Here is a 12,585-nt window from a genome sequence, read left to right as displayed (position 1 = left end):
ACCATATTCACAGCTCAATCAGTGTGTTTTGCAATAAAATCCATTGTAGACACACGGTTTTGCTTTCAATCAAGTCTTGACGGCGGGGCATTCAAGCGCCAATGACTTTTTCCCATGAAAATACTTATCGTCGGCGGCGGTGGCCGCGAACATGCGCTGGCTTGGCGGCTTAACAAAAGCCCTAAAGTCACTTCAATCCTATGTGCCCCGGGAAACCCCGGAATGGCGAATGTCGCTCGGTGCATCCCGATTAAAGCTGAAGACATTGATGGTCAGGTTCGCCTAGCAAAAGACGAACGCCCCCATCTAGTCATCATCGGTCCTGAAGTGCCCCTCGCCATGGGATTGGCCGACAAACTGCGAATGGCTGATATTCCTGTATTTGGCCCATCTAAAGCTGCCGCTCAATTGGAAAGTTCAAAAGGTTTTTCTAAGGACTTAATGAAAGCATGTGGTGTACCAACGGCTGAATATGGCCGTTTTACAGATGCAGCTGAAGCTAAAGCATTTCTCGATAAATTCTCAGCTCCCTATGTGCTCAAAGCAGATGGCCTTGCAGCTGGTAAAGGCGTTGTCATCGCAGAAACACGCGAAGAAGCGGAGAGCTCTATTGACGACATGCTCGCCGGTCAATTTGGCGAATCTTCCGCTGAACTCGTCATTGAAGAATTCATGCATGGTGAAGAAGCCTCTTTCTTTGCATTAACAGACGGAAACACCGCCGTCGCGCTTGCTGGCGCACAAGATCACAAGCGCGTTGGTGATGGCGATACAGGCGTGAATACAGGCGGTATGGGTGCCTATTCGCCTGCTCCTATTCTTGATGCAGACATGCAGGAACGCGTCATGACAGAAATCGTCAATCCGACGATAAAAGGCATGCGCGATATGGGTATTCCATATACAGGCGTTCTATATGTTGGATTGATGATCGGCCCTGACGGCAATCCGCGCGTCGTTGAATATAATTGCCGCTTTGGTGATCCTGAATGTCAGGTCATCATGGCACGTCTTAAAGGCGAAATTCTACCGTTAATGCTAGCATGTGCAACCGGCTTTGACCTAGCTGATTGTCGTCGCCCTGAGCGTTTTGAAGATGCAGCCGTGTGTGTCGTCATGGCAACAAACGGCTATCCTGCTGCCTATGAAAAAGGATCTGTCATCAAAAGATTGGATGAGGCCGAAGCAAGCGCTGAAGGTGTCGTCGTCTTTCATGCTGGTACAGCTGAAAAGAATGGCGAAATTGTCGCCGCTGGTGGCCGTGTCTTAGGTGTAACCGCACTTGCTGACACAATCACAGACGCAATCGACAAAGCGTATAAGGCAGTTGACAAAGTTGATTGGCCTGAAGGCTTTTATCGCAGTGATATCGGCTGGCGCGCCAAAGGTCGCGGATAAAATTAACAAAAATTAACCTTGTTTAGACTTGTTCTTTCGCAACGTAAATATCGTTAATACTTCCGTAGGGGCGAATTGGGTCGCCTCTAAAAAAGCTTACATCAAAAATGATGGAGCAATTGGGAGGAAATCATGAAAAAATTTATCCTTGCAGCGCTGTCTGCAATTTTTCTTGCTGCGCCAGCCTATGCTGGAAGCATGACAATTGAGTTTGCACCAGAAGACGGTGACAAAGTTACAATCATTCTAGACTCCACCGCACAGACAGCCACTATTGGTGACCAAACTTCACCCTATTCTTGGGACGAAACAGGCAAAACACTTTGCGGTGGTGAAGCAGAACAAAAAGTTTGTGTCACTTTTGATGAAGTTTCACATGATGTCGGTTTCACCACAGGCTATACAAGAAATGATGGCGTAACTGGAACTGCCACAGTGATTTCTGTAACGGAATAACTTCTTAGACATAATCAATAAAAAAGGCTCTCAATTTTTGAGAGCCTTTTTCTTTGCTTTATTTTTCAGCTATCTGCTATCTGCGCCCTTTAGGTCCGCCCGATTTTCCGCCCTTATTGAAACGATCCGTTTTTGAACTAGACCCACCCCGTTTGGGAGCTGGTCTCACACCTGCTGGACGTGGTTTTCCGCGTGTCGCACCTGCACGCTCATTCCAAGGCAATCCACCATCACCGCGAGAGCCAATTTCACCGGAGCTTGTTTTACCCTTTTTCTCCTGACGACGCTCGCTTAAAGAACGTGGACGCACAACATCCTCTTTAGTTGGGTGCGCAGTATTCCCCTTAGCTCTTGCGCGATCGCGGCGAGACCCAGCTGTTTTAGGGCGTTGCGGCAACTCACGTCTTGTTCCGTCCGCTTCCGTTATCCAAACTGCATCTGCCTCTTTACGCGGTGCCGTCGTCTTACGCGTTTTAGCTAGACTGGCTGGCACAACGGCTTCGCCCGGTTTAGCCGGTTTGCTGAAATCACGCGGCTCAGGATTAGTCTCGGCCCCCTCGCGCAATGCTGCATAACGGTGCGGTGTTTGACGTTTGTGCGAACGCTGCGCTGGCTCTCTTCCTGAGCTTGGCTTTTCAAACTTTTCACCACGCAATGGTTTTATCGTTGCAGCAGGCTTCTTTGCAGGTGCTGTTTGTGAAGTATCTTCATCACGTCCCTTTGTGCGCCTGCGCTTTGTATCTGGCTCCAAATAGGATTGAGGCACACTTGCAGGATCAGGGCGCCGTTTACGAGATATGCTATCACCAAATTCAGACAATAATTCGCCAGCTGGTATCTCTGCTACGCCGCCTTCAACAAGGTCACCCAATTCAAAGGGACCGTAAGATACACGGATCAAGCGGTTCACAATCAGGCCAACACTTTCCAAGGCACGACGCGCTTCGCGTTTCTTACCTTCAGTCAGTGTCATATCAATCCAATTATTGTCACCTTTGGTTTTATCCAAAGTTGCAATGATAGAGCGATATACAACGCCTTCGAACAACACACCTTCTTGAAGTTTATCTAGCTCAGCTTGCGTGATTTTACCAAAGGCGCGTGCACGATAACACCGCTTCAAACCTGTTGTTGGTAACTCAAGCGTACGCGCCAATTCGCCATCATTTGTCAGCAATAAAAGACCTTCTGTATTCAGGTCCAATCGCCCAATCGTCATCACGCGCGGAAGCTTTTTCGGCAGATGTTCAAAAACAGTTGGCCGCCCTTCAGGGTCTGAATTCGTTGTCACAAGGCCTTTGGGTTTATGAAAGCGCCAGAGACGTGTTTTATCTGGACCACCTACACGCTTACCTTCAACCGTAATTTTTTCATTACCGGTTACCTTAAAAGCAGCGCTATCAAGCACCTGCCCATTTACAGCCACGAGCCCTTCTTCAATAAGGCGCTCAGCTTCTCGGCGTGAACACACACCAGCAGCAGCTAGCCACTTTGCAATGCGTTCGCCTTTGGACCAATCTGGTGATTGAACTGATTTTTCAGCAGGCCTGTTTGTTGATTGAGTAGATTTGGGCTTACGGCCCGTCTCGCGACGCTCCGACATATAATTCTCCAGTCATAATTCGAGCTATTGCTCGTCAAAGTAAGGGAGCAGCATGTATCAAACAATTGCAGACAACTCAAGCTGGAAACCCCTATCTCACCCAATCTGCATATTGGCAAACCAGACGCATTGCCGTTAAAGACGCTTCATGTCGTTACTCATCGCTTTTCTTATTCTCATAACCACACTTATCACCGCATTCATTTCTGGCATTTTTGGAATGGCTGGTGGATTAATTTTGATGGGTATGCTTGCTGCTGTCGTTTCAATCCCGCAAGCGATGATTATTCACGGAGCCATACAATTTGTCGCCAATGGTTGGAGAGCATTTCTACTGCGCAGACACATAAACTGGACACTCATTCGACACTATATCGTAGGTGCTTTGATAGCGATTGCACTTCTTTGTTTTGTAAATTGGGTTCCAGACAAGCCTACACTCTATCTCATTCTAGGCTTACTTCCTCTGCTTATATGGCTACCCAAAAACCTGTTTCATGCTGATATCCTTAGAAAAACCGATAGTATAATAGCCGGTTTTCTTGTTTCTGGACTAAACACACTTGCAGGGGTGGCGGGGCCAATGCTGGACATTTTCTTTGTCCGTTCAGACCTCACCCGCCAAGGCATTGTCGCCAATAAATCAACAACGCAGGCACTCGCCCACCTTATCAAAATTGGTTTCTGGACCGGACCTGCAATTCAGGCTGCTGGCATGTCCGCACTGCCACCATTGTGGTTTTTAATTGCAGCGATACCCATATCAATGACCGGTACATGGTTGGGCGGGCTCGTCTTGCACAGAATGAATGATGTTAATTTCAAAAGCTGGATGAAATGGCTCGTCACAGCGATTGGCGTCGTCTTCCTTTTGCGCGCCGCTGGTATTTTTTAATATATTTCAACGCCTTGATTTAAAGAACGCTCTTAGCATCTCTCCAGCCTCACTCGCAAAACGTATGTCCTGTTCCCATTGAGATCGCCAATGACATGTTGATTGCTCAAAAAATTTGGGCCCGTGTTTAATTGCACCACCTTTTGGATCATCTGCCGCAAAAACAACTTTCCCGATACGCGCAAAACTAATCGCGCCAGCACACATGGCACATGGCTCCAGCGTGACATATAGCTCCAGATCAGGCAGGCGATAATTATCAACAGACGCGCATGCATTTCGAATAGCAACGATTTCAGCATGTGCAGTGGGGTCGTGTGCCCCAATAGGACCATTACGCCCCTCACCCACTATATTTCCTGTGCTCGGATCAACAATAACCGCTCCCACAGGCACTTCACCAGCCAGCGCGGCTTCTTCAGCCAATTGCATTGCACGGGCCATATATGGCATTTGTTCAGCTTCTTTCATCAATTACCCATTCCCAAATCATATCTGACAGTGCTAACGCATTTCTTATGAGAATTGTAAGCGGAAAACTCAAAGGTCGTTCGATCATCACACCCGAAGGTCGCGACACTCGTCCCACGTCTGATAGAGCACGTGAAGCCATGTTCAATATATTGGCACATGCAGCATGGGCTCCGCCTATCGAAGACGCACGCGTGATAGACCTTTATGCTGGCTCTGGTGCACTTGGGTTTGAAGCCCTTTCGCGAGGGGCAAGCTATTGTCTGTTTGTAGAAACACACGTTAAAGCGCGCGGCGTTATTCGTGAAAATATCGAAAAATTCCAGCAATTTGGCACTACACGTATCCACAGACGATCTGCTGTAGATTTAGGTAAACGCCCGGCAGGTGCCGGTGAAAAATTCGATATTGCATTTATGGACCCACCCTATGGGTATGAACTTGTTGACCCTGCAATTACTGAGCTTGTCAAAGGTGATTGGCTAGCTGACGATGCTATTATCGTTGCCGAAGTATCCAAGGATGATCCAGAACCCAAATTCCCCGGTTTTGAAGTCCTGCATGAAAAAAGCTACGGCGCTGCCCGTGTGTACATGGCGAGGGTTATTAAACCCGATGATGAAGAAACCAGCATCCCCAAAGAAGACACGACGCAAAACGAATAATTCGACAGGCCTTCTTCTATGCCCTTCCGCCTCAAAAGATCAGAAGCAGACATACGCCAGGCTTTAGCTGATAGAGATATTCCTGACGCCATCACTGATTATTTGATGGATGAACCAGAAGCACCTCATGCCTATGAAATGCTCACTTGGCTTATCGTAATGCTTTGGTTTGCTGGCATTTTTATTGGCGTACAATATCTCTGGCCAATACTCGTCGATTTCTCAAAATCTGCTGCTCTTGCCCACGCAAAAACAACAAATGCAATTTTGTTTGACTATAGCTTTGGCCCCGCGCTTATGCTGGGCGCATTGGCGTGGGTATTTATCTGTTTATCAATTTTAGGAATAATCCTAGCGATAAAACCCAATCTCAAAAAATCCGTTTTCACCGGATTAGTCACAGACAAGGTGAATGGATTTATAGTGCGTCATTTTTTAAAAAAGGCGCGCAGCGATAAATCGTTAGATATTACCAAACCCGAAAATTTCGTCTCATCCTTCTTCAACCACATGACCAGCTTCATGGAATGGCAAGCAATCCTTTTATCAGTTTTTACAGCTGGCATTATGTATCTGGAATTTCAATCTCACACCGTGGTGAGCAAACAAAGTGTTGAAAAACAACATATTATTCCGTTTATATCACCAGAAATACAACTCCTATCTGAAGCTAAATATGTCGAACTTGGCTGCAATTACACCGACGAGAATATGAGCCATTTAAACTACACAATTCATTTTTTAGATGGCACAAAAATCGACCTTGGTGCGACTTTTCCTGTTGAAGGCCAATGGATAGATCAAGCAGAAATCATCGACAAAATTCTGGTTCAAAATGATGTTGAATTTCGCCGCTGGACATGGCCTGGGCGCACCTCGCTTCATCCAGAGTGTATCAATAAATACGCAAAAAAATTTGAGCCCGGCGGAAATGTTCGTGTGAACAATTTACTGCGCACCAATCAATTCTAACGCCCAATCGACTTACTAATTATAATTTAGAATCTTACACTCTTGAATATTTATATAACATGTTATATTTAAATCTCAAAGCTCGGTTTGGAATAAAGATATGGTAAAAGATATATTGGAAAATGCTGGCTATTTGGCATTAGGCAGTCGGCTAAAACGCCTAGCAGAACGCCTTCAAGCAGATGCCGCAAGATTACATGAAGCACACGGATTTAGCATCCAACCTAGCCAATTTCCCCTATTGAAAGCCATCGACACACTTGGATCAATTACTGTTGCGCAAGCAGTTGAAGCTCTCGGTGTGAGCCAGCCGGCAGTCACACGCACATTGAATACGATTATTGAATCGGGCCTCGTCACCACTCGTGCTGACGACAAAGATCAACGTGTAAAATGGATAGAATTGACTCCCAAGGGCGAAGCAACGCTTGAGAGTTTGAGAGAAAATCTGTGGCCCCATGTGCAAGAAGCCGCCAAACAAGCAAGTTCGTTTCCTACTGGTGCTTCTCCTATGAATCTATTGGATGCCCTCTCCCGTTTAGAACAAAACCTCAATGAATCTTCCTTAGAAGAACGTGTCCTAAAAATAAGCAATCCTAATCCTGTCGAAATAGTTGATTTTACAGATGATCTTGCTCAGGATTTTCATGACATCTCTGAACAATGGGTCTCTAGCATGTTCAAACTAGAGCAAAATGATCGTGAAATTATTGAAAATCCACGTAAGCTTATCATTGACCGTGGCGGCGTTATTCTTTTCGCTAAAACACCACAATTTGGTGTGGTTGGAACTTGTGCATTAATCAAAATAGAAGACGGAATATTCGAACTCACAAAAATGGGTGTAACAGATAATGCGCGCGGCTTGAAAATCGGCGAAAAATTGCTTCAAGCTACCATCAATCGTGCAAAAGAAATGAACCTGACATGCATGTACCTTCTAACGAATAAGAAATGTGAGGCAGCTATACATCTTTATGAAAAGAACGGCTTTATTCATGACCCATATATCATGGAACACTTTGGAGCACGATATGAACGCTGCAACGTAGCCATGTCTTACCCGTTATAAGTTTGCTGCAAGCTTCACCCACTAAAACACCAGTCTCTAGTAAAAGAAACTGGTGTTTTTACAATGATCTTATCAAAGATTAGACGCAGTGAACTATAAAGTTGGAATACGCAAAACCTGACCTGGGTAAATTTTATCTGGGTGAGATAGCATTGGCTTATTTGCTTCAAAAATCACAGGATATTTCATCGCATCCCCATACATCTCCTTAGCAATCTTGCTTAGAGTGTCTCCACTTTTCACAGTGTGGGTGCGAGTTGGTGAAATCTCCATTTTATCTTCAACGGAATCAACACCTTCTACATTTCCAGCAACAAGAATAAGCTTTTCACGTTCTTCTTGAGATAGAGCTTTTCCTGTTAGAACGACTTTATCGCCTTCTACAGCAACATCCACTTCATCTGTTTTGAAGCCGTGTTTTTCCATCTCATTTTTAAGGTTCTTCGCGTCTTCGTCTTTGTCTTTTCCAAAGCCGATTTTAGCACCAGCATCTTTTGCAAACTTGATCAGATTTCCAAACATTTAACGCCCCTCCTCTTATTGGCATACCTATCTCTAACATGGTGAATATGAACCTACAAAAACAATCGAGCTTTCTTCAACTGGCGACTCATTCCATTTAAAGTACATGGCAGATAAAATCCTAATATGCGGCGTAGATGAAGCCGGTAGAGGTCCGTGGGCTGGCCCTGTATGCGCAGGTGCAGTTATTCTAAACCCTTTAAATCCGATTGCAGGCCTCAATGATTCTAAAAAACTCAGTGAGAAAAAACGCGATAAACTTGCATTGCTTATAAAAGAATACGCCCTTTGTTGGAGTATTGGCTGGGCAAGCCCTGAGGAAATAGACGAACTAAATATTCGCCAGGCCAACCACCTCGCCATGCAACGCGCCGTGCAAGGCCTATCTATCGCACCAGACCTCGCGCTCATCGACGGCAATGATGCGCCACCGCTAGATTGCCGCACTGAAACGCTCATTGGTGGAGACGGCATAGAGGCATGTATCTCAGCTGCATCCATTTTAGCCAAAACAGCACGTGATGCCAAAATGGTAGAATATGACCTTCAATACCCAGATTATGGGTTTGCAAAACACAAAGGCTATGGCGTGAAAGCACACTCAGATGCCCTGAAGCGCATCGGACCATGCCCTATTCATCGTATGACATTCAAACCGGTGCGAGCAGCCAAACAACAGCTAGATAATTAAGCTGGCATAATGCTCGGCTGTACAGGCACCCAGATGTCTATTTCGCCTTCACGGGTTTGTGGATTATAGCGCGCATCATACACCTCAAACTCAGGTGTCATTGCAAAAACCTCAATAATCTCTAGCCCCAAGCTCTTTGGAAATTCTACAAAAATCCAATCCCAAGTCTGTTGAATGTTTGAGACATCGCCCTCATGCGTCACGACGAGATAATTCTGGTCAGGTATCACCATACGATCAAAATCTTTATCAAGGCCGTCAAAACTCGTCACTTTGATGCCCGCAAGATAATCTACATCTCCATCAGGATTGCTTGCACCAATGACACCATAACACGCATCAGTCACGGCATTGGCAACTTCGGCGATTTGAGGACCAAATGCTTTCCACAAAGCAGGAATGCCATCAATTTTTTCATCTACATCAAACTGTTTACGTAAACCAGCAACTGAAAATCCTTCACGGAATTCATATCTCGTTTTTGGTATTTTGTATTCTTGATCAGCCATCAACGTCTTCCAAATAAGCGTTCAATATCAGCGAGTTTCAGCTCTACATATGTTGGACGACCATGATTACACTGTCCTGAATGAGGTGTATTTTCCATCTGCCGCAATAAAGAATTCATCTCTTCACCAGTGAGCCGCCGTCCAGCGCGCACAGAACCGCGACATGCCATATTGCCCATGACTTCTTCAAAACGTTCTTTTAGGGCAAGACCGGCATCGTATTCTGCAAAATCATCAGCAAGGTCTTTTATCAATCCGACCGCATCCATGTCCCCAAATAATGCAGGCGTCGCACGAACAGCAATACACCCCACACCAAAAGGTTCGATTTCCAGCCCTAATTCTAGCAATTCTTCGGAACGTGACAGAACGCGCATTGCCTCGTCTTCAGTCAGTTCAACAATTTCGGGAATCAATAATGCCTGACGTTTTACTCCGTCCAGCTCCATTTGACGTTTCATTCGCTCATACACTAAACGCTCATGAGCTGCATGTTGATCGACAATGACAATACCGTCATCAGTCTGCGCTACGACATATGTTTCGTGTAATTGTGCGCGTGCCACACCTAGCGGAAACCGGCTTAACTCCTGTGCTCGCTGGCTTTCCATTTCGTTTGGTTCAACACGAGCAGACATATCCGACGTGGCTGCAAAAGCGCCTGATTGGCCATTATATTGTGATGGTGCATCTTCTCTAAAACCGCCACTTAATCCCGTTGCATCCAGATAAGTATTTATCTCATCAGATGACGGACTGGCCGAAGGGCGCCATTGCCCACCGCTTGCTGATCTTCCCATCGTCGATTGCAAGACACTTGTGCCGGGCTGATACGCAGATTGCATTGGCCCGTTTGGCCCCATTTGCAATTCAGCCTGACGCGCTTGCGTCTCTGTTATGACGCGCCCTAATGCATCGCCAGCAACTGTTGTAGAAGCACGATGCCCAGCAGCGGCAAGCGTGTGCCGAAGGGCACCGATTAATAACCCACGTACATTTCCAGCATCTCTAAAACGCACTTCTGTTTTAGCAGGATGCACATTCACATCGACAAACTCTGGATGTAAATCAACAAAAAGCGCCGCCATAGGATGACGATCTCGCGCAAGAAAATCTTGATAGGCTGCACGTATAACGCCTGTCAGCAAACGGTCTTTAACAGGACGACCATTTACAAACAAATATTGATGCTGTGCGTTCCCTCGATTTAACGTTGGTAAACCAGCAAATCCGGTGACGAACACGCCTTCACGTTCAGCATCTATTTCGCAGGCATTTTCGCGAAACTCTTTGCCCATAATCGCACCAAGACGCTTCAGGCGTGCTTCTTCAAAAGCACCGTCTTCAGGGGCTAAGTTAATCACTTTGCGGCCATTGGATTCTAAAACCATGCCGACATCAGCATTCGCCATAGCCAAACGCTTAACTGTGTCAGTGAGTGCCATCGTTTCAGCGCGCTCAGACTTCATGAACTTTAGCCGCGCAGGTGTTGCATAAAACAAGTCTCGAACTTCAATACGCGTTCCGCTGTCTGAAAGGCCTGTCCATGCAGCAGGCAAGGGTCCCTCAACAACACCGCCTTCAATACGCAGCTGATAGGCTTCATCCGCCCCTTTTGCACGAGAGGTTATCGTCATACGAGACACAGAACCAATGGATGGTAATGCTTCGCCGCGAAAACCGAGCGTGTGAATATTTAAAAGGTCAACACGTCCCTCGGCATCGGCTTGAAGTTTAGATGTCGCATGACGCTCAATCGCGATCGGCAATTCTTCAGCCGACATCCCCTTGCCGTCATCTTCAATGACCATTCGGGATAAGCCGCCGCCTTCAATCAAAACTCGGATGTGGCGCGCACCTGCATCTAGTGCGTTCTCCATCAGCTCTTTTGCAGCCGCAGCTGGACGCTCAACAACTTCACCCGCCGCTATGCGATTTATAGCATCGGCAGGTAATCGGTGGATACATGAAGAGGGCGTGTGTTCAGATAAGGTATCAGGCATAGTTAAAGCTTACCGCGCAACGCGATTCGTACCTAGTCCACAACGCATTTTGATTGTGTAAAACTCAAAATGTAATCCAGATGGATTTAAAGCCCAGGAAGCTTGCTCTCGCCAGCTTTGCGTTCAATCACAACATCACCGCCGCCCGTGGCATTATCAATCAATTCGCGCTCAAGACGCTGTGCTTCATTGGCAGGCTCGATAATCGTTGCATCATTACCATCACCCTTGAAGAACAATATCTTGTCTGAAAGACTTTTGCTTTTGCGTAAAGTTCCTGTGGCGTCATAATCAACTTGTGCACGGATTTTAGGGTCAATCGCATCAGCATCAGCTTTTTGAACAAGCAAACGCTCACCTTCAGAAGCCTGAGACCCGACACGATCTCCAAACAAAATTGCGCGCGCACTATCATCCGATTGCAGTTCAGCTGGAACCGCTTCACCAACAGCTGGTGGACGCAAATTATATTCAGGTGGAACACTCAAAGGCGCTTTACGAACCACACGAAACTCATCAGGGCCATTTGTGCCATTAGAAGAACATCCGGATGCGACCATCGCTGCAACCGCTGCCGCAGTTAAACCCAATACTGATTTTTTCATCTGTCACGCCTTTTAATACACGTCGTTTTTGAATGCAGAAACCAAATAATAGGTTTCGAAATTCAAGCCTGTAAAACACTTATATGCAGGTTAGCGATAAAGCTAGCCCGATCAGCCCTCTTTCGCCAACAGTTGATCTGCAATCAATATGATTGCACCCACTGAAATAGCCATATCTGCAACATTGAACACATATGGAAAACCTAAACCTAAAATTCCATCGCCATTGTAAATAGCTTTATCTATCCAAGCAAAAGGCCCGCTCGTCGCATTAAATTTTATTCCAAACCACGGTCCAGAAAAATCCATAAAATCCACGACCGCGCCAAAACGTGCTCGATCTATCATATTCCCAATCGCACCGCCAATGACAAATGCCAGTGCTAGTGCTGTCATTTTGCGTTCTGCTTTCAACAACCAAGCAGTAAAAGCAATTACAATGACGAATGTGACGGCAAACAAAATCCAGCGGCCAATTCCATCAGATTGCATCATGCCAAAACTCATGCCGTAATTCCAAACCATGGAAAGGTCAAAGCTTTGAGAAATTTCTATTTTTCCGCAATTAGGTGTCGGTGAAAACAAACACCCCCTTGCATTAAACACATCATTTCCAAGCACAAGTGCTTTTGTAAATTGGTCCAAAATCAAAGAGAAAAGAGCAATTGGACCTGCCCAAATCCAATAACGGTTTGTTACCTGTATCATGCTCTTCCCTCTTTC

General features: G+C 46.0%; 14 protein-coding genes. 7 read left to right on the top strand and 7 right to left on the bottom strand.

What is annotated here, in order from left to right; translation table 11 throughout:
- Positions 1 to 114 precede the first annotated feature (114 nt).
- Entirely contained in the window at positions 115 to 1,398 is a 1,284-nt protein-coding gene (gene purD / locus HBAL_RS04990; protein ID WP_015826840.1) for a phosphoribosylamine--glycine ligase, read from the top strand.
- Positions 1,399 to 1,530: 132 nt separating this feature from the next.
- On the top strand, positions 1,531 to 1,854 hold the full coding sequence (locus HBAL_RS04985; protein ID WP_015826839.1) for a hypothetical protein: 324 nt from the start codon (positions 1,531 to 1,533) through the stop codon (positions 1,852 to 1,854).
- Positions 1,855 to 1,930: 76 nt separating this feature from the next.
- Here HBAL_RS04985 and HBAL_RS04980 read toward each other — a convergent pair whose 3' ends face one another.
- Positions 1,931 to 3,457: a pseudouridine synthase gene (locus tag HBAL_RS04980; RefSeq protein ID WP_015826838.1), complete on the bottom strand. Its 1,527-nt coding sequence runs from the start codon at positions 3,455 to 3,457 to the stop codon at positions 1,931 to 1,933.
- A 148-nt stretch (positions 3,458 to 3,605) separates the two neighbouring features.
- Between HBAL_RS04980 and HBAL_RS04975 the strand changes: the two genes are divergently transcribed.
- Complete coding sequence (locus HBAL_RS04975) at positions 3,606 to 4,352, top strand: TSUP family transporter (RefSeq protein ID WP_015826837.1); 747 nt, start codon at positions 3,606 to 3,608, stop codon at positions 4,350 to 4,352.
- A gap of 6 nt (positions 4,353 to 4,358) precedes the next feature.
- On the opposite strand, the gene HBAL_RS04970 is transcribed toward HBAL_RS04975, so the two are convergent.
- A complete protein-coding gene (locus tag HBAL_RS04970) occupies positions 4,359 to 4,823 on the bottom strand; it encodes a nucleoside deaminase (RefSeq protein WP_015826836.1) in 465 nt (154 codons plus the stop codon).
- Between the two features lie 47 nt (positions 4,824 to 4,870).
- On the opposite strand from HBAL_RS04970, the gene rsmD reads away from it, so the two are divergent.
- The 3 genes from rsmD (at position 4,871) to HBAL_RS04955 (ending at position 7,532) form a co-directional block, all read left to right on the top strand.
- Positions 4,871 to 5,488: a 16S rRNA (guanine(966)-N(2))-methyltransferase RsmD gene (gene rsmD / locus HBAL_RS04965; RefSeq protein ID WP_015826835.1), complete on the top strand. Its 618-nt coding sequence runs from the start codon at positions 4,871 to 4,873 to the stop codon at positions 5,486 to 5,488.
- Between the two features lie 18 nt (positions 5,489 to 5,506).
- Positions 5,507 to 6,460 (top strand): hypothetical protein, encoded by a 954-nt coding sequence (locus tag HBAL_RS04960; protein ID WP_015826834.1) that lies wholly within the window; start codon positions 5,507 to 5,509, stop codon positions 6,458 to 6,460.
- Positions 6,461 to 6,560: 100 nt separating this feature from the next.
- Entirely contained in the window at positions 6,561 to 7,532 is a 972-nt protein-coding gene (locus HBAL_RS04955; protein WP_015826833.1) for a bifunctional helix-turn-helix transcriptional regulator/GNAT family N-acetyltransferase, read from the top strand.
- Between the two features lie 93 nt (positions 7,533 to 7,625).
- Here HBAL_RS04955 and lysM read toward each other — a convergent pair whose 3' ends face one another.
- Entirely contained in the window at positions 7,626 to 8,054 is a 429-nt protein-coding gene (gene lysM, locus HBAL_RS04950; RefSeq protein WP_015826832.1) for a peptidoglycan-binding protein LysM, read from the bottom strand.
- Between the two features lie 64 nt (positions 8,055 to 8,118).
- Here lysM and rnhB point away from each other — a divergent pair, with 64 nt between their 5' ends.
- Positions 8,119 to 8,745, top strand: coding sequence for a ribonuclease HII (gene rnhB / locus HBAL_RS04945; protein WP_267879145.1), 627 nt, complete (start codon positions 8,119 to 8,121; stop codon positions 8,743 to 8,745).
- On the opposite strand, the gene HBAL_RS04940 is transcribed toward rnhB, so the two are convergent.
- From HBAL_RS04940 to HBAL_RS04925, 4 genes are all read right to left on the bottom strand, one after another.
- Positions 8,742 to 9,254 (bottom strand): GyrI-like domain-containing protein, encoded by a 513-nt coding sequence (locus tag HBAL_RS04940; protein WP_015826830.1) that lies wholly within the window; start codon positions 9,252 to 9,254, stop codon positions 8,742 to 8,744. The genes rnhB and HBAL_RS04940 overlap by 4 nt on opposite strands.
- Entirely contained in the window at positions 9,254 to 11,257 is a 2,004-nt protein-coding gene (gene mutL, locus HBAL_RS04935; RefSeq protein WP_015826829.1) for a DNA mismatch repair endonuclease MutL, read from the bottom strand. Before mutL ends, HBAL_RS04940 begins: the two co-directional genes overlap by 1 nt.
- Before the next feature lie 86 nt (positions 11,258 to 11,343).
- Positions 11,344 to 11,862 (bottom strand): DUF3035 domain-containing protein, encoded by a 519-nt coding sequence (locus HBAL_RS04930; protein WP_015826828.1) that lies wholly within the window; start codon positions 11,860 to 11,862, stop codon positions 11,344 to 11,346.
- Positions 11,863 to 11,973: 111 nt separating this feature from the next.
- Complete coding sequence (locus HBAL_RS04925; protein WP_015826827.1) at positions 11,974 to 12,570, bottom strand: signal peptidase II; 597 nt, start codon at positions 12,568 to 12,570, stop codon at positions 11,974 to 11,976.
- Positions 12,571 to 12,585 lie beyond the last annotated feature (15 nt).

The organism is Hirschia baltica ATCC 49814 (genome assembly GCF_000023785.1).
Taxonomy (GTDB): Bacteria; Pseudomonadota; Alphaproteobacteria; order Caulobacterales; family Hyphomonadaceae; genus Hirschia; species Hirschia baltica.
The sequence above is the reverse complement of the archived record's forward strand: the minus strand, read 5'-3'. Positions and strand labels throughout refer to the sequence as shown.

Bases quoted from the DNA above. Each gene is read 5' to 3' on its own strand.
- purD (WP_015826840.1), top strand. From the start codon at position 115: ATGAAAATACTTATCGTCGGCGGCGGTGGCCGCGAACATGCGCTGGCT.
- HBAL_RS04985 (WP_015826839.1), top strand. From the start codon at position 1,531: ATGAAAAAATTTATCCTTGCAGCGCTGTCTGCAATTTTTCTTGCTGCG.
- HBAL_RS04980 (WP_015826838.1), bottom strand. From the start codon at position 3,457: ATGTCGGAGCGTCGCGAGACGGGCCGTAAGCCCAAATCTACTCAATCA.
- HBAL_RS04975 (WP_015826837.1), top strand. From the start codon at position 3,606: ATGTCGTTACTCATCGCTTTTCTTATTCTCATAACCACACTTATCACC.
- HBAL_RS04970 (WP_015826836.1), bottom strand. From the start codon at position 4,823: ATGAAAGAAGCTGAACAAATGCCATATATGGCCCGTGCAATGCAATTG.
- rsmD (WP_015826835.1), top strand. From the start codon at position 4,871: ATGAGAATTGTAAGCGGAAAACTCAAAGGTCGTTCGATCATCACACCC.
- HBAL_RS04960 (WP_015826834.1), top strand. From the start codon at position 5,507: ATGCCCTTCCGCCTCAAAAGATCAGAAGCAGACATACGCCAGGCTTTA.
- HBAL_RS04955 (WP_015826833.1), top strand. From the start codon at position 6,561: ATGGTAAAAGATATATTGGAAAATGCTGGCTATTTGGCATTAGGCAGT.
- lysM (WP_015826832.1), bottom strand. From the start codon at position 8,054: ATGTTTGGAAATCTGATCAAGTTTGCAAAAGATGCTGGTGCTAAAATC.
- HBAL_RS04940 (WP_015826830.1), bottom strand. From the start codon at position 9,254: ATGGCTGATCAAGAATACAAAATACCAAAAACGAGATATGAATTCCGT.
- mutL (WP_015826829.1), bottom strand. From the start codon at position 11,257: ATGCCTGATACCTTATCTGAACACACGCCCTCTTCATGTATCCACCGA.
- HBAL_RS04930 (WP_015826828.1), bottom strand. From the start codon at position 11,862: ATGAAAAAATCAGTATTGGGTTTAACTGCGGCAGCGGTTGCAGCGATG.
- HBAL_RS04925 (WP_015826827.1), bottom strand. From the start codon at position 12,570: ATGATACAGGTAACAAACCGTTATTGGATTTGGGCAGGTCCAATTGCT.